Genomic DNA, 23,241 nt, shown 5'->3' on the forward strand with positions numbered 1-23,241 from the left:
TTAACGTCTGGTGTGCCCTGCATGTTCATACGTGAAACCGCGTGGTTGCGAGGGTTCATGGAGTGAGACAGCGGCGGCGGGTAGAGTCCACCGGCGTGCACCTCAAGGCCCTGACCCTCCGTGGGTTCAAGTCGTTCGCCTCGGCGACCACCCTCCGGTTCGAGCCGGGGATCACGTGCGTCGTCGGTCCGAACGGCTCGGGCAAGTCCAACGTCGTGGACGCGCTCAGCTGGGTCATGGGCGAACAGGGCGCCAAGTCGCTGCGCGGCGGCAAGATGGAGGACGTGATCTTCGCCGGCACCACCGGCCGTCCGCCCCTCGGCCGCGCCGAGGTGTCCCTGACCATCGACAACTCCGACGGGGCCCTGCCCATCGAGTACGCCGAGGTCACCATCACGCGGATCATGTTCCGCAACGGCGGCAGCGAGTACCAGATCAACGGCGACACCTGCCGCCTGCTGGACATCCAGGAACTGCTGTCCGACTCCGGCATCGGCCGCGAGATGCACGTCATCGTCGGCCAGGGCCAGCTCGACTCCGTCCTGCACGCCGACCCCATGGGCCGCCGCGCCTTCATCGAGGAGGCCGCGGGCGTCCTCAAGCACCGCAAGCGCAAGGAGAAGGCGCTGCGGAAACTGGACGCGATGCAGGCCAACCTCGCCCGCGTCCAGGACCTGACCGACGAACTGCGCCGCCAGCTCAAGCCGCTCGGCCGGCAGGCGGCGGTGGCCCGCCGGGCAGCCGTGATCCAGGCCGACCTGCGCGACGCGCGCCTGCGCCTGCTCGCCGACGACCTCGTCCGGCTGCGGGAGGCGCTGAAGGCCGAGATCGCCGACGAGGCCGCCCTCAAGGAACGCAAGGAAGCCGCCGAACAGGAGCTCAAGAAAGCGCTCCAGCGCGAGACAGTCCTGGAGGACGAGGTACGCCGGCTCACCCCGCGCCTCCAGCGCGCCCAGCAGACCTGGTACGAGCTGTCCCAGCTGGCCGAGCGGGTGCGCGGCACCATCTCGCTGGCCGACGCACGGGTGAAGAGCGCCACCTCCGCACCCGTCGAGGAGCGGCGCGGCCGCGACCCCGAGGACCTGGAGCGCGAGGCCGCCCGGATCCGCGAGCAGGAGGCCGAGCTGGAGGCGGCCCTGGAGGCGGCCCAGCGCGCGCTGGACGACACGGTCGCCCACCGCGCCGAGCTGGAACGCGAACTGGCCCAGGAGGAGCGGCGCCTGAAGGACGCGGCCCGCGCCATCGCCGACCGCCGCGAGGGCCTCGCCCGGCTCAGCGGCCAGGTCAACGCGGCCCGCTCCCGCGCCACCTCCGCTCAGGCGGAGATCGACCGGCTGGCCGCCGCCCGGGACGAGGCCCGCGACAGGGCCGTCCGCGCGCAGGAGGAGTACGAGGCCCTCCAGGCCGAGGTCGACGGCCTGGACGCGGGCGACCAGGAACTCGCCGAACGGCACGAAGCCGCCAAGCAGCAGCTGGCCGAGGCGGAGACCGCCCTCACGGCCGCCCGCGAGGCGGCCACGGCGGCCGAACGCAAGCGGGCGGCCACCCAGGCCCGGCACGACGCCCTGGCCATGGGCCTGCGCCGCAAGGACGGCTCCGGCGCGCTGCTCGACGCCCGGGACCGCCTCACCGGGCTTCTGGGCCCGGCGGCGGAGCTGCTGACGGTCACTCCGGGCCACGAGGTCGCCCTGGCCGCCGCCTTCGGCGCGGCGGCGGACGCGGTCGCGGTGACGACCCCGGCCGCGGCGGCGGACGCGATCCGCCTGCTGCGCAAGCAGGACGCGGGCCGGGCCGCGCTGCTGCTGGGCGGGGCCCGCGACGACGTACCGCGGGAGCCGGTCACCGACGGCCCTCCCCACGCCGCCGACCTCGTGAGCGGCCCCGCCGAGCTCATGCCCGCGGTACGCCGGCTGCTGCGCGGGATCGTCGTCGTCGGCACCCTCGAAGACGCCGAGGACCTGGTCCAGGCACGGCCCGCCCTCACCGCGGTCACCGCCGAGGGCGACCTGCTCGGGACGCACTTCGCGCAGGGCGGTTCCGCCGGGGCGCCCAGCCTGCTGGAGGTGCAGGCGTCCGTGGACGAGGCCGCGGCCGAGCTGGAGGAGCTGGCCGTACGGTGCGAGGAGCTGACCGGGACTCAGCACCACGCCGGCGAGCGCCGCAAGGAGTGCGCCGCGCTCGTCGAGGAACTGGGGGAGCGGCGACGGGCCGCGGACCGGGAGAAGTCGGCCGTCGCCCAGCAGCTCGGGCGGCTCGCCGGGCAGGCCCGTGGCGCCGCCGGGGAGGCGGAGCGCTCCACGGCCGCCGCGACCCGCGCCCAGGAGGCCCTCGACAAGGCCCTCACCGAGGTCGAGGAACTCGCCGAACGGCTCGCTGTCGCCGAGGAGATGCCGGTGGAGGAGGAACCCGACACCTCCGTACGGGACCGGCTCGCCGCGGACGGCGCCAACGCCCGCCAGACCGAGATGGAGGCCCGCCTCCAGGTCCGTACGCACGAGGAGCGGGTCAGGGGGCTCGCCGGCCGGGCCGACTCCCTCGACCGGGCCGCCCGCGCCGAACGCGAGGCACGCGCGCGTGCCGAACAACGGCGCGCCCGGCTGCGCCACGAGGCGGCCGTCGCCGAGGCCGTCGCCTCCGGTGCCCGCCAGCTGCTCGCCCACGTGGAGGTGTCGCTGGCCCGCGCCGGGCGGGAGCGGACCGCCGCCGAGGCCGCCAAGGCCCGCCGGGAGCAGGAACTCACCCAGGCCCGCGCCGAAGGGCGCGATCTCAAGGCCGAACTCGACAAGTTGACCGACTCGGTCCACCGGGGCGAGGTGCTCGGTGCCGAGAAGCGGCTGCGGATCGAGCAACTGGAGACCAAGGCGCTGGAGGAGCTCGGCGTCGAACCCGCGGGGCTGATGACCGAGTACGGCCCGCACCAGCCGGTGCCGCCCTCGCCCCCGGCCGAGGGCGAGGTGCTGCCGGAGGACCCGGAGCACCCGCGCAACCAGCCGAGGCCGTATCTCAGGGCCGAGCAGGAGAAGCGGCTCAAGGCCGCCGAGCGGGCCTACCAGCAGCTCGGCAAGGTGAACCCGCTGGCCCTTGAGGAGTTCGCGGCGCTGGAGGAACGACACAAGTTCCTCAGCGAGCAACTGGAGGACCTGAAGAAGACCCGCGCCGACCTGCTCCAAGTGGTCAAGGAGGTCGACGAGCGCGTCGAGCAGGTCTTCACCGAGGCCTACTGGGACACCGCCCGCGAGTTCGAGGGCGTCTTCGGCCGGCTCTTCCCGGGCGGCGAGGGGCGGCTCGTGCTGACCGACCCCGACAACATGCTCACCACGGGCGTGGACGTCGAGGCGCGGCCGCCGGGCAAGAAGGTCAAGCGGCTGTCCCTGCTCTCGGGCGGGGAGCGGTCCTTGACCGCCGTCGCGCTCCTGGTGTCGATCTTCAAGGCCCGGCCCAGCCCGTTCTACGTGATGGACGAGGTCGAGGCGGCCCTGGACGACACCAACCTCCAGCGGCTGATCCGGATCATGCAGGAGCTGCAGGAGACCTCGCAGCTGATCGTGATCACCCACCAGAAGCGCACGATGGAGGTCGCCGACGCGCTCTACGGCGTCTCCATGCAGGGCGACGGTGTGTCGAAGGTCATCTCGCAGCGCCTGCGCTGAAACCGCACGGGCGCCCCGCAGAAGTGCAGGTCGTCTCCCGCGGCAGCCACGCCGCCTCGCGGGTCCCGCATGCCTCCGCTCCTTCCGGGTAGACGGACCCCGTCTGGCATGTGAATTCAAGACTTGAAGGCAAGCCTCTGACGGGTCGCCGGGAACTCCTTGAGAAGAAACTATTGACTTCGAAACTTGAAGGCATAGTCTCTGCAACGTTGTATTTACCTTCAGGACTCACCGCCTGGAAGGGCTGACCCCCCACCCCGGCAGCGTTGCCGGTGGCCCGAGGAGTACACGTGACCAGCACAGCGCAGGCACCCCAGTCAGGAGCCAGGACGGCTCACCCCGATCATCTCGGGCACGTCATCTTCATCGCGGCAGCGGCCGCGATGGGCGGTTTCCTCTTCGGCTACGACAGTTCCGTGATCAACGGTGCCGTCGAGGCCATCCGGGACCGCTACGGCATCGGCTCCGCCGCCCTGGCCCAGGTCATCGCCATCGCCCTGATCGGCTGCGCCGTCGGCGCCGCGACCGCCGGCCGCATAGCCGACCGCATCGGCCGCATCCGCTGCATGCAGATCGCCTCGGTCCTCTTCACCATCAGCGCCGTCGGCTCGGCCCTCCCCTTCGCCCTGTGGGACCTCGCCCTGTGGCGCGTCGTCGGCGGCTTCGCCATCGGCATGGCCTCCGTCATCGGCCCCGCCTACATCGCCGAGGTCGCCCCGCCCGCCTACCGCGGCCGCCTCGGCTCCTTCCAGCAGGCCGCGATCGTCGTCGGCATCGCCATCTCACAGCTGGTCAACTGGGGCCTGCTCAACGCCGCCGGCGGCGACCAGCGCGGCAAGCTGATGGGCCTGGAGGCCTGGCAGGTCATGCTCGGCGTGATGGTCGTCCCGGCCGTCCTCTACGGCCTGCTCTCCTTCGCGATCCCCGAGTCCCCGCGCTTCCTGATCTCCGTGGGCAAGCACGACCGGGCCCGCCGGATCCTCGCCGAGGTCGAGGGCAACGGCGTTGACCTGGACGCCCGCGTCGCCGACATCGAGCACGCCATGAAGCGCGAGGAGAAGTCCAGCTTCCGCGACCTGCTCGGCGGCGGCTTCTTGTTCAAGCCGATCGTCTGGGTCGGCATCGGCCTGTCGGTCTTCCAGCAGTTCGTCGGTATCAACGTCGCGTTCTACTACTCCTCGACGCTGTGGCAGTCGGTCGGCGTCGACCCCACGGACTCGTTCTTCTACTCCTTCACGACGTCGATCATCAACATCATCGGCACCGTGATCGCGATGATCTTCGTGGACCGCATCGGCCGCAAGCCGCTCGCGCTCATCGGTTCCGTCGGCATGGCTCTCGGTCTCGCGCTGGAGGCCTGGGCCTTCTCCCACGACCTGGTCGGCGGCAAGCTGCCCGCGACCCAGGGCTGGGTCGCGCTGATCGCCGCCCACGTGTTCGTCCTCTTCTTCGCCCTGTCCTGGGGTGTGGTCGTCTGGGTCATGCTCGGTGAGATGTTCCCGAACAAGATCCGTGCCGCGGCCCTGGGCGTGGCCGCCGCCGCGCAGTGGATCGCCAACTGGGCCATCACCGCGAGCTTCCCGTCGCTGGCCGACTGGAACCTGTCCGGGACCTACGTGATCTACACCGTCTTCGCCGCGCTCTCCGTCCCGTTCGTCCTGAAGTTCGTCAAGGAGACGAAGGGCAAGGCGCTGGAGGAGATGGGCTGACCCGTTCGGCAGCCCCCTGACCCGAGGAGAAGGGCCAAGTCCCCGCTGCCCCTCTCCTCGTACCCTCCGCCGCCCCCGTTCCGGCCACCGCCCGGACCGGGGGCGGCGGTGTCGTACCGCTCACCGTACGAGGCCGGCCGCGCCGGCCCAGGTCAGCCGTCCAGTGCCGGAAGCACCTCCTCGGCGAACAGCCGCAGGCTGCGCCACCCCTCGTCGACGGGCATCCCGCCGGCCAGGGGATGCAGGACGTAACTGTCCAGGCCCTGCGCCACACACTCGTCCGGGGTGAGGATCCGGTAGACGCCCTCCGCGCGCAGTTCCCGCACCGTCGTCGCGGCGGACCTCACGGCCGACCGGATACCGCCGGACTGCCAGGAGGCGTAGGTCCGGGCCTCGTGCAGGAAGTGCCCGCCGTACTCGGCCCAGGCTCGGTCCGGGTCGGCGGCGATGTGCAGCAGCGGGGTCTCGGCGGCGGGCATCATCGTCCAGCCCTCGGTCCCGTACTCGACGAGCCGCTCCTTGTAGTACGCCTCCAGCTCCGGCAGGTGCGCGCTGGGGAAGAACGGCAGGCCGAGCCGAGCCGCCCGGCGGGCGGCGGCCTTCGAGGAGCCGCCGACCAGGAGCAGCGGGTGCGGGTCGGAGCAGGGGCGCGGGGTGACCCGTACGGTACGGCCCCGGTACTCGAACTCCTCGCCGGTCCAGGCCTTCAGCAGGGTCTCCAGCAGCTCGTCCTGGAGCCTGCCGCGCCGTGCCCACTCCACGTCGAACAGGGCGTACTCCTCGGGCCGGTACCCGATTCCGGCGACCGTCACCAGCCGCCCGCCGCTCAGCAGGTCCAGTACGGCGATGTCCTCGGCCAGCCGCAACGGGTCGTGCAGCGGGCCGATGACCGCCGACACCGTGACCGCGATCCGGCGGGTCGCCCCGAACACCGCGCCCGCGAAGGCGAACGGCGACGGCAGCCAGTTGTTCGCGACCCCGTGGTGCTCCTCGGTCTGCACGGTGGTGACCCCGTGGTCGTCGGCGTACCCGGCCATGGCGACCGCCGCCCGGTAGCGCTCGCCGAGCGAGGCGGGGGTGGCACCGGGTTCGACCAGGTTGAAGCGCACGACCGTGACAGGCATGGGAAGTCCCCCTTCGCCGGGCGGGTGGGGTTCCCGCGCAGGGGGACGGTAGCTGACGGAGCGTCAGATGGCCATGGCTGTGGCTGTGGCTGTGGCTGTGGCCGTGGGGGTGGCCACGGGGCCGGCATGGCCGGGACGGGGCGCGGGCCGGCCCGGTCGTCAGGCCGTGACGTCGTCAGGCGGTGACGTCGTCAGGCGGTGACGTCGTCAGGCGGTGACGGAGACCGATTCCTCGGTCGGCGCCGTCGACGCGGCCGGGGTGACGACCGGTGGCTTGGGCAGCACCACGTACAGCAGCCCCGAGACGACGATCGTGGCGACCCAGCCCAGGCCGTACTCGCCGATCACGTTGTTCTTCGCCAGCGGGCCGGTGAACCAGTCCGACGTGGTGAACATCAGGCCCGCGCCGAGGCCGATCGCCCAGGCCGCGACCGCGGCGGGGGAGAAGCCGCCCCGGTACCAGTAGGCGCTGGTCCGGGTGGTGTCGGTCATGGCCTGCCCGTCGTACTCCGTACGCCGCAGCATGTCCGCGCCGAAGACGCCGACCCAGGCGGAGAAGGCGACCGCGAGCAGCGACAGGAAGGCGATGAAGGAGCCCATGAAGCTGGTCGCCACCAGCATCAGCGCGCCGCCGAAGACCAGCGAGATCACGGCGTTGACCGAGACCGCCCAGTGGCGGGGCACCTTGAAGCCGAGGGTCTGCGCGGTGAAGCCCGCCGAGTACATCGACATCGAGTTGATCAGCACCATGCCGATCAGGGCGATCAGCAGATACGGGACCGCGATCCAGGTGGGCAGGATCTCGCCCAGGAAGGAGACCGGGTCGGAGGCGGAGGCCAGGTCCGGCGTGGCGACCGCCATCACGGCGCCCATCAGCACCATGGGCAGTACGACGATGCCGGCACCGCCGACCGAGGTGCCCACGATCGCCCTGGACGAGGCGGTGCGCGGCAGATAGCGGGTGAAGTCGGGCGCCGAAGGGATCCAGCTGACGCCGCCCGCCGCGATCATGCCGATACCGGTGATCACCGCGGCCGTCGAACCGGCGGCGTGGCCGAGCACCTTCGACCAGTCGGTGTTCACCACCAGGTAGACCAGCACCAGCACCGAGAAGAGGCCGAAGAGGTAGGTCGCGTACTTGTTGCACTTCTGCACGGCGTGGATGCCGAGCCCGGAGATCGCGAAGGTCGCCACCACGAACGCCAGCAGCATCACCATGTCCAGCACGCCGTTGGCCTTGAGGCCGAAGGCGATGTCCAGGATGGTGAGCATCGCGTAGGCGCCGGTCACCGCGTTGATCGTCTCCCAGCCCCAGCGGGCGACCCAGATCAGCGAACCCGGCAGCAGGTTGCCGCGCTGCCCGAACACCGCGCGGGACAACGCCATGCCGGGCGCTCCGCCCCGCTTGCCGGCGATCCCGATCAGCCCGACCAGGCCGTACGCCACGACGGGGGCGGCGACGGCGACGACGAGCGCCTGCCAGATGTTCAGGTGGTACGCCACGACCAGGCTCGCACCCATCGTCAGCAGCAGAACACTGATGTTGGCGCCGACCCAGGTGGGGAACAGGTCGCGGGTCCTGGCGGTGCGCTCGTGGTCGGGCACCTGCTCGATGCCGCGGGTCTCCAGGGCGCCTTCGGTCTCGGCGATCTTGGTCATGTAGGAGGGTGCCTCAACGGTGGGGGACGGGTCGTCGGGACTCTACGCGCGTCGACGGAGCCATTGCCATCGTACTTTGGTCCTACTCCTGCCCTCAAGTGACGTTTGTCCCTTGGATGAAGACACAAGCAGGGTATGGCGAGGCCCATGGCTGATACTGGACGCGTTATGGAAACCGTCATCCTTGCTGTAGTCATCGCCGTGGTGGTGCTCGGCGCGCTCGGCGGGCTCATCGTGGGCAGCCGGCGGAAGAAGTCGCTGCCCCCTCCGCCCCCCGCCGCGCCCGACATCACCGCCCCGCCGGCCGAGCCGCATGTCGGCGACGAGGCCGAGACGCCGCGCGAAGAGCCGCGGCGAACCATCGAGGAGGTGGACCTACCGGACGGCTCGGCCCCCGTTGCCGTCGAGGAACCACCCTCCGTAGAAGAGCTCCCGGCACCCCCGATCGAGGTCCCGGAGCCCACCGCCGGCCGGCTGATCCGGCTGCGCGCCCGCCTCTCCCGCTCGCAGAACGCACTGGGCAAGGGCCTGCTCACCCTTCTGTCGCGCGAGCACCTCGACGAGGACACCTGGGAGGAGATCGAGGACACCCTGCTCACTGCCGACGTCGGCGTGCAGCCCACCCAGGAGCTGGTCGAGCGGCTGCGCGAGCGCGTCCGGGTGCTCGGCACCCGCACCCCGGACGAGCTGCGCGGGCTGCTGCGTGAGGAGCTGCTCACGCTGATCGGCACCGATCTGGACCGCACGGTGAAGACCGAGCCGGCGACCAGCAAGCCGGGCATCGTGATGGTCGTCGGCGTCAACGGCACCGGAAAGACCACCACCACCGGCAAGCTGGCCCGGGTCCTGGTCGCCGACGGCCGCAGTGTCGTGCTCGGCGCCGCGGACACCTTCCGCGCCGCCGCCGCCGACCAGCTGCAGACCTGGGGCGAGCGGGTCGGCGCCTACACCGTGCGGGGACCCGAGGCGGGCGACCCCGCCTCCGTGGCCTTCGACGCGGTGAAGGAGGGCAAGGAGATGGGGGCCGACGTCGTCCTCATCGACACCGCCGGGCGCCTGCACACCAAGACCGGTCTCATGGACGAGCTCGGCAAGGTCAAGCGAGTGGTGGAGAAGCACGCGCCGCTGGACGAGGTGCTGCTCGTCCTCGACGCGACCACCGGCCAGAACGGTCTCGTCCAGGCCCGCGTCTTCGCCGAGGTCGTCGACATCACCGGCATCGTGCTGACCAAGCTGGACGGCACGGCCAAGGGCGGCATCGTGGTCGCGGTCCAGCGCGAGCTGGGCGTGCCGGTCAAGCTGGTCGGCCTCGGAGAGGGCGCGGACGACCTGGCGCCGTTCGAGCCCGAGGCGTTCGTGGACGCGCTCATCGGGGAGTGACCGCCCGCCTTCCCGCAACGGCGCCCGTCCCCGAGATCCAGTGGGGGACGGGCGCCGCCGTCTTCGGGCAGTGATGCCGGGACCCGGCCGGGCGCGTCCCCCCGGACGGTTCGCCGGGCGACGAGACCTGCCACCGTCCGCCGCAAGCCGCAAGCCGCAAGCCGCAAGCCGCAAGCCGCAAGCCGCAAGCCGCAAGCCGCAAGCCGCAAGCCGCAAGCCGCAAGCCGCAAGCCGCAAGCGTCCGGGTGGAGGTGGCGTTGCCGGTGCCCCGCCGCTCGTATCGAAGGGTGGCGGGGTCGGGCAGTTCCTAGGCGCGCGACCGGTGCGCCACGTACGCCAGGGTGCCCAGGAGCAGTCGGGCTTCCGGGGGTCTGGCGGCCTCCAGGGCGGGCGGGCGCAGCCAGCGGACGGGGCCCAGGGCGCCCCGGTCGGAGGGTGGCGCCGTGATGTGAGTGCCCGGCCCGAGGCCGCGCAGGTCCAGGGAGGCCGGGTCGTCCCAGCCCATCCGGTAGAGCAGGGCGGGCAGCTCGGCCGCCGCTCGGGGGGCGACGAAGAAGTGGGCACGGCCGTCCGGGGTCGCGGCCACCGGGCCGACCGGGAGGCCCATGCGCTCCAGCCGGGCCAGGGCGCGCCGCCCCGCGGGCTCGGCGACCTCGATCACGTCGAACGCGCGCCCGACCGCCAGCATCACCGCGGCCCCGGGGAACTCCGCCCAGGCCCGGGTCACCTCGTCGAGCGTGGCGCCGGCCCGGATCTCGGGCGCGAAGTCCAGGGGATGGGCGCCCGGCGCGGAGCAGTCGGTGCGGCCGCACGAGCACGCGCCGCCGACGGCCCGCGCGCCCCGCACCACGTCCCAGCCCCACAGGCCGGTGTACTCGGCCACCGCGGTGCACTCCGACGAGCGGTACGACCGGCCGCGCCGCCGCGCGCCGGAGCGGATCTCGCGAATGCCGCCGATCGTGAAGCCCATGCCCCCTCCAACGGATCCGGCGCCTCGATGGTTACGAGGCGGATGCGGATCGTCACTCTCTGTTCACGCACTCTTCCCGGTCGCGCACAATCCAGGCGGCGTCCGGAAGCGTCCGGGGTGGTGCGCTCGACGTCGCGCGCCCTGACGCGCACCGCTCCGCCGACTCCCGGCTGTCCTGTGTCAAGTGAATCGCGACAAGGCCACCGAGAGTTCATTCGAAGGGGTGGCGAATGGTGGCGTTTCCGGGATCGCCGTGGCCGGGCGGGTGATCGTAGGATTACTGTGAGTGCGCGAGTCCTGGGGGCACATGCGCTTGTGGGTATGCCGGAGGCAAGTCGGCATTCCGTTCGACGGGTGAGAAACGGCGGACGGCGGCTGTGTTGACGGGCATTCTGATAGGGCTTGGCGCACTCGGCGACAAGTGGTCTCGGGAATGGGGGCGTTCCAGTGAGCGGCAACGGCGGTAGCGGGACGAGCGCTGCGAGTGCGGACAAGCGCCCCAATGAGCTGCTCACCTCGTGGTTCGTGCGCAGCGGCTGGTCCAAGGGCGAGCTCGCCCGCCAGGTCAACCGCCGGGCCCGTCAGCTGGGGGCCAACCACATCTCCACCGACACCTCGCGGGTACGGCGCTGGCTCGACGGGGAGAACCCGCGCGAGCCCATCCCCAGGATCCTGTCGGAGCTGTTCTCCGAGCGGTTCGGCTGTGTCGTCTCCGTGGAGGACCTCGGCCTGCGCACCGCGCGCCAGTCACCCTCCGCGATCGGGGTCGACCTGCCCTGGACGGGCCCGCAGACCGTGGCCCTGCTCAGCGAGTTCTCGCGCAGCGACCTGATGCTGGCGCGGCGCGGCTTCCTCGGGACCTCGCTGATGCTGTCCGCGGGCCCGTCCCTCATCGAGCCGCTGCAGCGCTGGCTCGTGCCCTCGCCCCCGTCCCCCAGGCTCCCGGCCTCGCTCGACCAGGCGGGACCTCCTTCGCTCCACGACCTCGAGCCCCCGGCCGCGTCCCGTCGCCCGGGCCGGCTCTCCCGGCCCGAGCTGGACCTGCTGGAGACCACCACCGTGATGTTCCGGCAGTGGGACGCCCAGTGCGGCGGCGGCCTGCGCCGCAAGGCGGTCGTCGGCCAGCTGCACGAGGTGACGGACCTCCTCCAGGAGCCCCAGCCCGAGGCCACCACCCGCAGACTGTTCAAGGTCGCCGCGGAGCTGGCCGAGCTGGCCGGCTGGATGAGTTACGACGTGGGGCTGCAGCCCACCGCGCAGAAGTACTTCGTCCTCGCGCTGCACGCCGCCAAGGAGGCGGGCGACAAGCCGCTCGGCTCGTACATCCTCTCCAGCATGAGTCGCCAGATGATCCACCTCGGCCGCCCCGAGGACGCCCTGGAGCTCATCCACCTCGCGCAGTACGGCAGCCGTGACTGCGCGAGCCCGCGCACCCTGTCCATGCTGTATGCGATGGAGGCGCGGGCCTACGCCAACATGGGGCAGCCCGGCAAGTGCAAGCGGGCGGTGCGCATGGCCGAGGACGCCTTCGCCGACGCCGAGGACTGGGACGACCCGGACCCCGACTGGATCCGCTTCTTCTCCGAGGCCGAGCTGTACGGCGAGAACTCCCACTCCTTCCGCGACCTCGCCTACGTCGCCGGCCGCAGCCCCGCCTACGCCTCGCTGGCCGAGCCACTGATGAACAAGGCCGTGCAGATGTTCGCCGAGGACCACGAGCACCAGCGGTCGTACGCGCTCAACCTGATCGGCATGGCCACCGTGCACCTGCTGCAGCGCGAGCCCGAACAGAGCACGGAGTACGCCGCGCGGGCCATGCGCGTGGCCAAGAAGGTCCGCTCCGAGCGCGTGAACACCCGTATCCGAAAGACCGTCGCCGGCGCCGTGCGCGACTTCGGCGAGCTCGCCGAGGTCATCGACCTCACCGAGCAGCTCGCCGTGGAGCTGCCGGAGACCGCAGAGGCCGTCTGAGACGCCCCGTACCCCGGCCGCGGCCGGCCCTCCCGAACTGCCCGACTCGGCTCCCCCATGCCAGGTCATCGGAAGGCCGCCCGCGGCCGGCCTTTTCCCGGGAAGCGCTTCCAGGACTTCTCTCGGAAGGTTGCGCCACGATAACGATCGCGCAGCCGGACATCCCGCAATTCATCGACGCGTAACACGCCAGGCGCCTTCGTCACCCCGGCGAAACAACGAGGGGCTTCCACCGAAACCGCGCTGCGCCAATCTCATGGCGCATAACCGGCCCACCCCTCACTGACCCGGACCGCTCAGGCTTCGCCCGCACGGGCCGTACCAACCGACGAGGAGACGCCGATGGCACCAGCCATCATGCTTGCGGCGGACGCACCCAAGTTGTCGTCCGCCAACACAGGCTTCATGCTGATCTGTTCCGCCCTGGTGATGCTGATGACCCCGGGCCTGGCCTTCTTCTACGGAGGCATGGTCCGCGTCAAGAGCACGCTGAACATGCTGATGATGAGCTTCATCAGCCTCGGCATCGTCACCATCCTGTGGGTGCTCTACGGCTTCTCGATGGCCTTCGGCACCGACCATGGCTCGATCGTCGGCTGGACCTCCGACTTCGTCGGTTTCAGCGGTATCGGGAAGACGGACCTATGGCCCGGATACACCATTCCGACCTTTGTCTTCGCCGTATTCCAGCTGATGTTCGCGATCATCACACCCGCGCTGATAAGCGGGGCGCTGGCCGATCGCGTGAAGTTCACGGCGTGGTCCCTGTTCCTCGTGCTCTGGGTCACGATCGTGTACTTCCCGGTCGCCCACTGGGTGTGGGGCACCGGCGGCTGGGCCTTCAAGCTCGGGGTGATCGACTTCGCCGGTGGTACCGCGGTCCACATCAACGCAGGTGCGGCGGCGCTGGGCGTGATCCTCGTCATCGGCAAGCGCGTCGGCTTCAAGAAGGACCCGATGCGCCCGCACAGCCTCCCGCTGGTCATGCTCGGTGCCGGTCTGCTGTGGTTCGGCTGGTTCGGCTTCAACGCCGGTTCCTGGCTCGGCAACGACGACGGCGTGGGCCCGCTGATGTTCGTCAACACGCAGGTCGCCACCGGTGCGGCCATGCTGGCCTGGCTGGCCTACGAGAAGATCCGGCACGGCGCGTTCACCACGCTGGGCGCCGCCTCGGGCGCGGTCGCCGGTCTGGTCGCGATCACCCCCTCCGGTGGTGCGGTCTCCCCGCTGGGCGCCATCGCCGTCGGTGCCATCGCGGGTGTGGTGTGCGCCATGGCGGTCGGCCTGAAGTACAGGTTCGGCTACGACGACTCGCTCGACGTGGTCGGCGTCCACATGGTCGGCGGTGTCATCGGCTCCCTGCTGATCGGGCTCTTCGCCAGCGGCAAGGGCCAGTCGGACGTCAAGGGCCTGTTCTACGGCGGCGGTCTGGACCAGTTCTGGAAGCAGTGCGCCGGTGTCTTCGCCGTCCTCGCCTACTCCCTGATCGCCTCCGCGATCCTCGCCTTCCTGCTCGACCGGACGATCGGCATGCGGGTCACCGAGGACGAGGAGATCTCCGGTATCGACCAGGCCGAGCACGCGGAGACCGCCTACGACTTCAGCGGTGCGGGCGGCGGCGTCCTCAGCGCCGTCACCGCCCAGGCCCCGGCCGCCACGCAGAGCAAGAAGGTGGACGCATGAAGCTCATCACCGCCGTCGTCAAGCCCCACCGGCTCGACGAGATCAAGGAGGCCCTGCAGGCCTTCGGCGTCCACGGCCTGACGGTGACCGAGGCGAGCGGCTACGGTCGTCAGCGGGGCCACACGGAGGTCTACCGCGGAGCCGAGTACACGGTCGACCTGGTCCCCAAGATCCGTATCGAGGTGCTCGCCGAGGACGACGACGCCGAGCAGCTGATCGAGGTCATCGTCAAGGCGGCCCGCACCGGCAAGATCGGTGACGGCAAGGTCTGGTCGCTCCCGGTCGAGACGGCCGTCCGGGTCCGGACCGGCGAGCGCGGCCCGGACGCGCTCTGACATCGCAGAAGGACAGGAGTCGCTGGGTGACGAGTACGGACGTGCGCGACGAAGCAGAGGACTCTGGACCCAGTGGCTACGCGGCGGCCCGGCTGCGCCTCCTCACCGAGGAGGCGCGGTCCGGGCCGCCGCGCCGTGCGGCCCTCGCCGAACTGACCGACAACTGGCTGGCCGGGCTGTTCGACGCGGCGGGCGAGGGACTGCGCGGCGTCTCGCTGGTCGCCGTCGGCGGCTACGGGCGCGGTGAGCTGTCCCCGCGCAGCGACCTCGACCTGCTGCTCCTGCACGACGGCGGCGACGCCAAGGCGGTCGCCGCCCTCGCCGACCGCATCTGGTACCCGGTCTGGGACCTCGGGCTCGCCCTCGACCACTCGGTCCGGACGCCGGCGGAGGCCCGGAGGACGGCGGGGGAGGACCTCAAGGTCCAGCTCGGCCTGCTCGACGCCCGGCACCTCGCGGGCGACCTCGGCCTGACCGCGGGTCTGCGCACCGCGATCCTCGCCGACTGGCGCAACCAGGCGCCCAGACGTCTGCCCGAACTCCAGGAGCTGTGCACCGAGCGGGCCGCCCGCCAGGGTGAGCTGCAGTACCTCCTCGAACCCGATCTGAAGGAGGCCCGCGGCGGCCTGCGCGACGCCACCGCCCTGCGTGCGGTCGCCGCCTCCTGGCTGGCCGACGCTCCGCGCGAGGGCCTCGCCGAGGCCCGCCGGCGCCTGCTCGACGTACGCGACGCGCTGCACCTGTCCACCGGACGCGCCACCGACCGGCTCGCCCTCCAGGAGCAGGACCAGGTGGCCGCCGAGCTGGGCCTGCTGGACGCCGACACACTGCTGCGCCAGGTGTACGAGGCGGCACGGGTGATCTCGTACGCCAGCGACGTCACCTGGCGCGAGGTGGGGCGCGTGCTCAGGTCGCGCGCCGTGCGGCCGAGGCTGCGCGCCATGTGGGGCGGCGGGAAGCCCGTCGCCGACAGGTCTCCGTTGGCCGAGGGCGTCGTGGAGCAGGACGGCGAAGTGGTGCTCGCCCGCGTCGCGCGCCCCGAACGCGACCCCGTTCTCCCGCTGCGGGCCGCGGCCGCCGCCGCGCAGGCAGGCCTGCCGCTCTCCCTGCACGCCGTACGGCGCATGGCGGCCACCACGCGCCCCCTGCCCGCGCCCTGGCCCGCCGAGGCGCGCGAGCAGCTCGTCACCCTGCTCGGCTCAGGCCGCCCCACCGTCGAGGTCTGGGAGGCCCTGGAGGCCGAGGGCCTGATCACCCGCCTGCTGCCGGACTGGGAGCGGGTGCGCTGTCGCCCGCAGCGCAACGCCGTGCACATCTGGACCGTCGACCGGCACCTGATCGAGACCGCCGTCCGCGCCTCCGAGCTGACCCGCGGCGTCAGCCGCCCCGACCTCCTCCTGGTCGCGGCTCTGCTGCACGACATCGGCAAGGGCTGGCCGGGCGACCACTCGGTGGCCGGCGAGATCATCGCCAGGGACGTCGCCGCACGCATCGGCTTCGACCGCGCGGACGTGGCCGTCCTCGCCACGCTCGTACGCCACCATCTGCTGCTGGTCGAAACCGCCACCCGGCGCGACCTGGAGGACCCGGCCACCGTCCACGCGGTCGCCGAGGCGGTGGGCAGCCAGAGCACGCTGGAGCTGCTGCACGCCCTGACCGAGGCGGACGCGCTGGCCACCGGACCGGCCGCCTGGTCGTCCTGGCGGGGCTCGCTGGTCGCCGAGCTGGTCAGGCGGGTCTCGGCGGTCCTCGCCGGGAATGTGCCCGACGAGCCCGAACCCGCGGCACCCACCGCCGAGCAGGAGCGGCTCGCCATCGAGGCAGTCCGCACGGGCGGCCCGGTGCTCGCGCTGCGCGCACAGCCCGAGCGGCCGCGCGAGCAGGAGCCGTCCGGCCCGGGCGAGCCCGAGCCCCTCGGCGTGGAGCTGGTGATCGCCGTCCCCGACCAGCCGGGCGTGCTGCCCTCGGTCGCCGGGGTGCTGGCCATGCACCGGCTGACGGTCCGCACGGCCGAGCTGCGCGCCCTGGAGCTGCCCGACGGCGTCGAGGAAGGCTCCGTCCTGCTGCTGAACTGGCGGGTCGCGGCCGAGTACGGTTCCCTGCCCCAGGCCGCCCGGCTGCGCAGCGACCTCGTCCGTGCCCTTGACGGCTCCCTCGACATTGCGGGCCGTCTGGCCGAGCGGGACGCCGCCTACCCGCGCCGCCGGGGCGTCGTGGCGCCCCCGCCGCGGGTGACCCTCGCGCCGGCCGCCTCCCGGCACGCGGCCGTGATCGAGGTGCGTGCCCAGGACGCACCGGGGCTGCTGTTCCGGATCGGCCGGGCCCTGGAGGACGCCAAGGTGCGGGTGCGCAGCGCGCACGTGTCCACCCTGGGTGCCAACGCCGTGGACGCCTTCTACGTCACCGGCCCGGCCGGCACACCGCTGCCCGCGGACGAGGTGGCGTCGGTGGCAAGGAAGCTGGAGGAGGCGCTGCGCGGATGACCGTGCCCCGGTCTTGTGCGGCCGGGATACCCTGGAGGGCGATTCCCCTAGCCATCCCCGACCCCGAGGACCGCGAGCGCCGTGTTCGACACTCTCTCCGATCGCCTGTCAGCGACTTTCAGGAACCTGCGCGGCAAGGGACGGCTCTCCGAGGCGGACATCGACGCCACCGCACGCGAGATCCGCATCGCGCTTCTCGAAGCCGACGTGGCGCTTCCCGTGGTGCGCACGTTCATCAAGAACGTCAAGGAGCGCGCCCTCGGCGCCGAGGTGTCCCGGGCGCTGAACCCGGCCCAGCAGGTTCTGAAGATCGTCAACGACGAGCTCGTCACCATCCTCGGCGGCGAGACCCGGCGCCTGCGTTTCGCCAAGCAGCCGCCGACCGTGATCATGCTGGCCGGTCTGCAGGGTGCCGGTAAGACCACCCTGGCGGGCAAGCTCGGCAAGTGGCTCAAGGAGCAGGGGCACTCCCCGCTGCTCGTCGCCGCCGACCTCCAGCGCCCGAACGCGGTCAACCAGCTCAGCGTGGTCGCCGAGCGCGCCGGTGTCGCGGTCTACGCGCCGGAGCCGGGCAACGGCGTCGGCGACCCGGTCAAGGTCGCCAAGGACTCCATCGAGCACGCCAGGACCAAGGTCCACGACATCGTGATCGTGGACACCGCCGGCCGCCTCGGCATCGACCAGGAGATGATGCAGCAGGCCGCGGACATCCGTGACGCGGTCTCGCCGGACGAGATCCTGTTCGTCGTCGACGCGATGATCGGTCAGGACGCCGTCAACACCGCGGAGGCGTTCCGCGACGGCGTCGGCTTCGACGGCGTGGTGCTCTCCAAGCTCGACGGTGACGCCCGTGGTGGTGCGGCCCTGTCGATCCGGCAGATCACCGGCAAGCCGATCATGTTCGCGTCGAACGGCGAGAAGCTCGAGGACTTCGACGCCTTCCACCCGGACCGGATGGCCTCCCGCATCCTCGACATGGGTGACCTGCTCACCCTGATCGAGCAGGCGGAGAAGACGTTCAGCCAGGAAGAGGCCGAGAAGATGGCCTCCAAGCTGGCGTCCAAGAAGGGCCAGGACTTCACCCTGGACGACTTCCTGGCCCAGATGGAGCAGGTCAGGAAGATGGGCAGCATCAGCAAGCTGCTCGGCATGCTGCCCGGTATGGGCCAGATCAAGGACCAGATCAACAACCTCGACGAGCGGGAGGTCGACCGCATCGCCGCGATGATCAAGTCGATGACCCCGGGCGAGCGCCAGGACCCGACGATCATCAACGGCTCGCGCCGCGCCCGTATCGCCAAGGGTTCCGGTGTCGAGGTCAGCGCGGTGAAGGGCCTGGTCGAGCGGTTCTTCGAGGCCCGCAAGATGATGTCCCGGATGGCCCAGGGCGGCGGCATGCCCGGCATGCCGGGGATCCCGGGCATGGGCGGCGGCCCCGGCCGGACCAAGAAGCAGCCGAAGAAGGCCAAGGGCAAGCAGCGCTCCGGCAACCCGATGAAGCGCAAGCAGCAGGAGCAGGAGGAGGCCGCCCGGCGGGCCGCCGCGGCTCAGGGCGGTGGCGCCTTCGGGCTGCCGCAGCAGGGCGGCCAGGACTTCGAGCTGCCCGACGAGTTCAAGAAGTTCATGGACTGACCGCCGCGTCAGCCGTGCGGCAGCCGACCGAGGGCGCTCCTCTTCGCAGGGGCGCCCTCAGCACGTGTTTGCAGGGGTGCCCTCAGCACGTGCCGGGGGCTGCCGTGTGTCGTAACGTCCAGGTATGAGCAATGCCGCGCCACCACGCAAGGCCCCTGACCAGCCGTGGCGCACCGAGGGCACGCCGGAGGAGTCGCCCAGGCGGCCCGGTGGCAGAAGGATGCGCGGCAGATGGTGGGGCCTGCTCGTCACCGCAGTGGTCGTCTTCCTGCTGTCCTACGTGGGGCTGACCTACTTCAACACGGGCAACGAGCCGACCGTTTCGTACACGGAGTTCAGCCGTCAGGTCGCCGCCGGCAATGTCGCCAAGATCTACTCCAAGGGCGACGCGATCCAGGGGCAGCTCAGGAACGACCAGGTCAACCCCGACGGCGGTGGCAAGTACAGCAAGTTCAGGACGCAACGCCCGGCCTTCGCCAACGACAACCTCTGGCAGAACCTGACCAGCCACCACGTCACCGTGACCGCGCAGCCGGTCGTGCAGGAACGCAGCCTCCTGTCCAACCTGCTGATCTCGCTGATCCCGATCGTGATCCTGCTGGCGGCGTGGATCTTCATCGTCCGGCGGTTCGGCCAGGGGCTGGGCGGCGCGGGCGGCCTCCTGGGGCGCAAGACCCCGCCCCGGCCGGTCGAGCTCCGGCCGGGCACCCAGCGCACGACGTTCGCCGACGTGGCCGGCATCGACGAGGTCAAGGGCGAACTGGACGACGTCGTCGACTTCCTGGAACACCCCGACGCCTACCGCAGGATGGGCGCCAAGATGCCCCGCGGTGTGCTGCTCGCGGGGCCGCCCGGCACCGGCAAGACCCTGCTGGCGCGCGCGGTGGCCGGCGAGGCGGGGGTGCCGTTCTTCTCCGCCTCCGCGTCCGAGTTCATCGAGATGATCGTCGGTGTCGGCGCCTCCCGCGTGCGTGAACTGTTCGCCGAGGCCCGCAAGGTGGCACCGTCGATCATCTTCATCGACGAGATCGACACGATCGGGCGGGTGCGCAGCGGCGGCGCGTCGGTGAGCGGCCACGACGAGCGGGAACAGACGCTGAACCAGATCCTGACCGAGATGGACGGCTTCTCCGGCTCGGAGGGCGTGATCGTCATCGCCGCCACGAACCGCGCCGACATCCTGGACCCGGCGCTGATCCGGCCCGGACGCTTCGACCGCGTGGTCACCGTCTCGCCGCCGGACCGGGCCGGACGCGAGGCGATCCTGAGGATCCACACCCGCGACATCCCGCTCGGCCCGGACGTGGACCTGGTCCAGGTCGCCCGGACGACCCCCGGCATGACCGGAGCGGATCTGGCCAACCTGGTCAACGAGGGCGCCCTGCTGGCCGTCAAGCGCAAGCAGGACCAGGTGACGCGGGCGGACCTGTCCGAGGCGCTGGAGAAGGTGCAACTGGGCGCGGAACGCTCCCTGGTGATGCCGGAGGAGGACCGCCGCCGGACCGCGTACCACGAGAGCGGGCACGCCCTCCTCGGCATGCTGCAGCCCGGCGCCGACCCGGTCCGCAAGGTGACGATCGTGCCGCGAGGCCGGGCGCTCGGGGTGACGCTGTCCACGCCCGAGGTGGAGAAGTACGCGCACTCGGAGGAGTACCTGCGGGGCCGCATCATCGGCGCACTCGGCGGCATGGCGGCGGAATACGTGGTCTACGGCGTCATCACCACCGGTTCCGAGAGCGACCTGGAGCAGGTCACCAACATCGCTCGCGGCATGGTGGCACGCTGGGGCATGAGCGAGCAGGTGGGCCGGCTGTCCGCCCTCCCCAGCGACGCCCAGCAGGCCTACGGGCTGTCGGCCGCCCCGCAGACCCTGGATGTGATCGACGCCGAGATGCGGCGCATCGTCGACGAGTGCTACGAGGAGGCCTGCCGCAAGCTGCGCGAGCACCGGGGTCAGCTGGACGCGCTGACCGAGGCCCTGATGGAGAACGAGACCCTGGACGAGGCCGACGCCTACCGGGTCGCCGGCATCACCCGCCTGAAGAAGGAGACGGACGCGGGCAGGCCCTAGCGAGGGCCTTCCTTCCGGGAGGCTTCAGCGGGTGCGGGCGATGAGGTACCGGAAGACGTTGGGCATCCACACCGTGCCGTCCCGCCGCTGGTGTGCGTGCAGAGCCTCCGTCAGCTCCTTGTCGACCTGGTTCCGGTCGGTCGCCGCGATCGCCGCGTCGAACAGCCCCGTCGACTTCAGGCCACGTACCGCGCTGTCGACGTCGGCGTACCCGAAGGGGCAGGCGACCCGACCCGAGCCGTCCGGCCGCAGACCGGCCCGCTGGGCCACCTCCTCCAGGTCGTCGCGCAGGGCGGTACGCCAACTCCGCCCACTGCGCGGCGGATCGGCCTGCCTGGTCGCCACACGCAGTACGGTCGAGGTGGTGCAGCGTTCCGGCGGCCCCCAGCCGGCCAGCACCACGGGTGCCCCGCGCTCGGCGAGCGGCGTCGCCGCGCCCAGCAGCTCGCCGAGCCCGTCCGAGTCACCGGCCAGGCACCCGATCGGCTCGAAGGCGGTCACCAGGTTGTACGCGGGCGTCTGCGCGTCGGCCGCGTCCCCGGGGGATCCGTCGACGATCCGGGCGTGTGCACGCGCGCGCGTGTCCCAGCCCTCCGGAAGCAGCCGCTGCCGCGCGAGGGCGAGCCGTTCGGGGCAGGAGGAGTCGACACCGGTGACCGCCGCCCCTCTGGAGGCCGCCATCAGCAGGGCGAGCCCGGAGCCGCAGCCGAGCCCCAGCAGCCGTGTGCCACAGCCCACTTCCAGTCGCTCGTAGACGGCCTCGTAGAGCGGAACCAGCATCCGCTCCTGGATCTCGGACCAGTCACGCGCGCGTGCACGCAGATCCACGCGGGGCACCGTCCCCGGGTGACGTACGTGCTGCCGCACGAGCGTAGGTGTCATGGATAAGCGCCCCAATCCGCCGAGAGTTGCCCCTGTGCCCGATTCCGTGGCCCCCGTGCAGTGCGCTCGCACTCCCCCCGTATGCCAGGAAACTGCGAGCTCGACCGTGCGTCCAGTGGGATGCCGTACCGGCTTGCGAGTTGACGGCGCGGGTGGCGAGATTTCACATTCCGGCAACCTGGGCCCGTACCATCGCGCCATGGCCAAGGCACCCGTACTCACGCCGCGGGCGGAGGACTTCCCCCGCTGGTACCAGGACCTGATCAACAAGGCGGAACTGGCCGACAACGGGCCCGTGCGCGGCACCATGGTCATCCGGCCGTACGGCTACGGGCTGTGGGAACGGATGCAGCAGGAGATGGACGCCCGGATCAAGGACGCGGGTGCCGCCAACGCCTACTTCCCGCTCTTCATCCCGCAGTCGTACCTCACCCGGGAGGCCGAGCACGTCGAGGGCTTCGCGCCCGAGCTCGCGGTCGTCACGCACGGCGGTGGCAAGGACCTGGAGGAGCCCGTCGTCGTCCGGCCGACCTCCGAGACGGTCATCAACGCCTCCTTCGCCAAGTGGGTGCAGAGCTACCGCGACCTGCCGCTGCTGATCAACCAGTGGGCCAACGTGGTCCGTTGGGAGATGCGCCCGCGCGTGTTCCTGCGCACCACCGAGTTCCTCTGGCAGGAGGGCCACACCGCCCACGCCACCTACGAGGACGCCCGGGACTACGCCGCGTACATCCACAAGGAGGTCTACGCCGACTTCATGGTGAACGTCCTGGGCATCGACGTGGTCCTCGGCCGCAAGACGGCGAGCGAGCGGTTCGCCGGCGCCATCAACACCCTCACCCTCGAAGGGATGATGGGCGACGGCAAGGCCCTGCAGCTGGGCACCAGCCACGAACTCGGCCAGAACTTCGCCAAGGCCTTCCACACCCAGTACCTCTCCAGGGACGGCCGGCAGGAGTACGTCTGGCAGACCTCCTGGGGCTCCTCCACGCGCATGATCGGTGGCCTGATCATGTCGCACGGCGACGACAACGGGTTGCGGGTGCCGCCACGGCTCGCGCCGGTCCAGGTCGTCGTCCTCGCGATCAAGGAGGACGACGCGGTTCTGGCCAAGGTCCGCGAGCTCGGCGACCGGCTGCGGGCGGCCGGGGTCCGCGTCCAGGTCGACGACCGCACGGACACCCCCTTCGGCCGCCGCGCCGTCGACTGGGAGCTCAAGGGCGTGCCCGTGCGCGTCGAGGTCGGCCCGCGCGACCTGGAGAACGGCACGGCGACGCTGGCCCGCCGTATCCCGCGCACCAAGAACCCGGTGTCCCTGGACGGGCTGGCCGCGCTGCTCCCGGCCGTCCTCGAAGAGGACCAGGCCCTGCTGCTGTCCCAGTCCCGGGCACATCGCGAGTCCCGCACGGCCGACGTGACGACGGTCGAGGAGGCCGCCGAGGCCGCCACCGCCGGCGGCTGGGCGCGCGTGCCCTAGGACGTCCTCGGCGAGGAGGGCGAGGCCAGGCTGGCCGAGCAGGCGGTGACCGTACGGTGTCTGGTCGCCGAGGACGGGTCGGTGCCGGACGCCGACGACGCGCCGGGTAACGTCGCGGTCGTCGCGCGCGCTTACTGAAGTAGCGCCTTCCGGAGCCAGAGCGGCCGAAACGCCTCTTGCGCATCGCGCGCCCCCAGGTGCACCGGCGTGCGCAC

At 71.5% G+C, this 23,241-nt stretch carries 13 protein-coding genes and 1 pseudogene; 10 read left to right on the forward strand and 4 right to left on the reverse strand.

Annotation, left to right across the window (positions count from 1 at the left end):
• Positions 1-95 precede the first annotated feature (95 nt).
• On the forward strand, positions 96-3,650 hold the full coding sequence (smc, locus tag AB0A61_RS27515) for a chromosome segregation protein SMC (protein WP_361297592.1): 3,555 nt from the start codon (positions 96-98) through the stop codon (positions 3,648-3,650).
• Positions 3,651-3,940: 290 nt separating this feature from the next.
• Complete coding sequence (locus AB0A61_RS27520; protein ID WP_361297595.1) at positions 3,941-5,359, forward strand: sugar porter family MFS transporter; 1,419 nt, start codon at positions 3,941-3,943, stop codon at positions 5,357-5,359.
• Positions 5,360-5,511: 152 nt separating this feature from the next.
• Here the strand turns inward: AB0A61_RS27520 and AB0A61_RS27525 are convergent, their stop codons facing one another.
• Complete coding sequence (locus AB0A61_RS27525; RefSeq protein ID WP_361297598.1) at positions 5,512-6,483, reverse strand: LLM class flavin-dependent oxidoreductase; 972 nt, start codon at positions 6,481-6,483, stop codon at positions 5,512-5,514.
• A gap of 207 nt (positions 6,484-6,690) precedes the next feature.
• On the reverse strand, positions 6,691-8,142 hold the full coding sequence (locus AB0A61_RS27530) for a cytosine permease (RefSeq protein WP_361297601.1): 1,452 nt from the start codon (positions 8,140-8,142) through the stop codon (positions 6,691-6,693).
• Positions 8,143-8,310: 168 nt separating this feature from the next.
• Here AB0A61_RS27530 and ftsY point away from each other — a divergent pair, with 168 nt between their 5' ends.
• The gene (ftsY, locus tag AB0A61_RS27535) at positions 8,311-9,522 is read left to right on the forward strand and encodes a signal recognition particle-docking protein FtsY (RefSeq protein WP_361297604.1); all 1,212 of its coding nucleotides are present in this window, start codon (positions 8,311-8,313) and stop codon (positions 9,520-9,522) included.
• A gap of 307 nt (positions 9,523-9,829) precedes the next feature.
• Here the strand turns inward: ftsY and AB0A61_RS27540 are convergent, their stop codons facing one another.
• Positions 9,830-10,492 carry a bifunctional DNA primase/polymerase gene (locus AB0A61_RS27540; protein ID WP_361297607.1) on the reverse strand — a complete coding sequence of 221 codons (663 nt, stop codon included), beginning with the start codon at positions 10,490-10,492 and terminating at the stop codon, positions 9,830-9,832.
• A 447-nt stretch (positions 10,493-10,939) separates the two neighbouring features.
• Between AB0A61_RS27540 and AB0A61_RS27545 the strand changes: the two genes are divergently transcribed.
• The 6 genes from AB0A61_RS27545 (at position 10,940) to ftsH (ending at position 20,667) form a co-directional block, all read left to right on the forward strand.
• Positions 10,940-12,463 carry a hypothetical protein gene (locus AB0A61_RS27545; RefSeq protein ID WP_361297610.1) on the forward strand — a complete coding sequence of 508 codons (1,524 nt, stop codon included), beginning with the start codon at positions 10,940-10,942 and terminating at the stop codon, positions 12,461-12,463.
• Positions 12,464-12,805: 342 nt separating this feature from the next.
• Positions 12,806-14,146 (forward strand): ammonium transporter, encoded by a 1,341-nt coding sequence (locus tag AB0A61_RS27550; RefSeq protein WP_361297613.1) that lies wholly within the window; start codon positions 12,806-12,808, stop codon positions 14,144-14,146.
• Positions 14,143-14,481: a P-II family nitrogen regulator gene (locus AB0A61_RS27555; protein ID WP_030990174.1), complete on the forward strand. Its 339-nt coding sequence runs from the start codon at positions 14,143-14,145 to the stop codon at positions 14,479-14,481. The genes AB0A61_RS27550 and AB0A61_RS27555 overlap by 4 nt, the downstream gene beginning before the upstream one ends.
• Positions 14,482-14,507: 26 nt before the next feature.
• Positions 14,508-16,964: a [protein-PII] uridylyltransferase gene (locus tag AB0A61_RS27560; RefSeq protein ID WP_361297616.1), complete on the forward strand. Its 2,457-nt coding sequence runs from the start codon at positions 14,508-14,510 to the stop codon at positions 16,962-16,964.
• 81 nt (positions 16,965-17,045) lie between these two features.
• On the forward strand, positions 17,046-18,596 hold the full coding sequence (ffh, locus tag AB0A61_RS27565) for a signal recognition particle protein (protein WP_361297619.1): 1,551 nt from the start codon (positions 17,046-17,048) through the stop codon (positions 18,594-18,596).
• A gap of 124 nt (positions 18,597-18,720) precedes the next feature.
• Entirely contained in the window at positions 18,721-20,667 is a 1,947-nt protein-coding gene (ftsH, locus tag AB0A61_RS27570) for an ATP-dependent zinc metalloprotease FtsH (RefSeq protein ID WP_361297622.1), read from the forward strand.
• A gap of 24 nt (positions 20,668-20,691) precedes the next feature.
• On the opposite strand, the gene AB0A61_RS27575 is transcribed toward ftsH, so the two are convergent.
• The gene (locus AB0A61_RS27575; RefSeq protein WP_361297625.1) at positions 20,692-21,549 is read right to left on the reverse strand and encodes an SAM-dependent methyltransferase; all 858 of its coding nucleotides are present in this window, start codon (positions 21,547-21,549) and stop codon (positions 20,692-20,694) included.
• 199 nt (positions 21,550-21,748) lie between these two features.
• Between AB0A61_RS27575 and proS the strand changes: the two are divergent.
• A pseudogene (gene proS / locus AB0A61_RS27580) lies at positions 21,749-23,164 on the forward strand (proline--tRNA ligase).
• Positions 23,165-23,241 lie beyond the last annotated feature (77 nt).

Source organism: Streptomyces sp. NPDC046197 (genome assembly GCF_040646295.1).
In the GTDB taxonomy this organism is placed as follows: Bacteria; Actinomycetota; Actinomycetes; order Streptomycetales; family Streptomycetaceae; genus Streptomyces.

What these genes read in the sequence shown, in the direction of transcription:
- ftsY (WP_361297604.1), top strand. Translation starts at nt 8,311, where the DNA reads ATGGAAACCGTCATCCTTGCTGTAGTCATCGCCGTGGTGGTGCTCGGC.
- AB0A61_RS27530 (WP_361297601.1), bottom strand. Translation starts at nt 8,142, where the DNA reads ATGACCAAGATCGCCGAGACCGAAGGCGCCCTGGAGACCCGCGGCATC.
- AB0A61_RS27525 (WP_361297598.1), bottom strand. Translation starts at nt 6,483, where the DNA reads ATGCCTGTCACGGTCGTGCGCTTCAACCTGGTCGAACCCGGTGCCACC.
- AB0A61_RS27555 (WP_030990174.1), top strand. Translation starts at nt 14,143, where the DNA reads ATGAAGCTCATCACCGCCGTCGTCAAGCCCCACCGGCTCGACGAGATC.
- AB0A61_RS27575 (WP_361297625.1), bottom strand. Translation starts at nt 21,549, where the DNA reads ATGACACCTACGCTCGTGCGGCAGCACGTACGTCACCCGGGGACGGTG.
- AB0A61_RS27550 (WP_361297613.1), top strand. Translation starts at nt 12,806, where the DNA reads ATGGCACCAGCCATCATGCTTGCGGCGGACGCACCCAAGTTGTCGTCC.
- AB0A61_RS27540 (WP_361297607.1), bottom strand. Translation starts at nt 10,492, where the DNA reads ATGGGCTTCACGATCGGCGGCATTCGCGAGATCCGCTCCGGCGCGCGG.
- ftsH (WP_361297622.1), top strand. Translation starts at nt 18,721, where the DNA reads ATGAGCAATGCCGCGCCACCACGCAAGGCCCCTGACCAGCCGTGGCGC.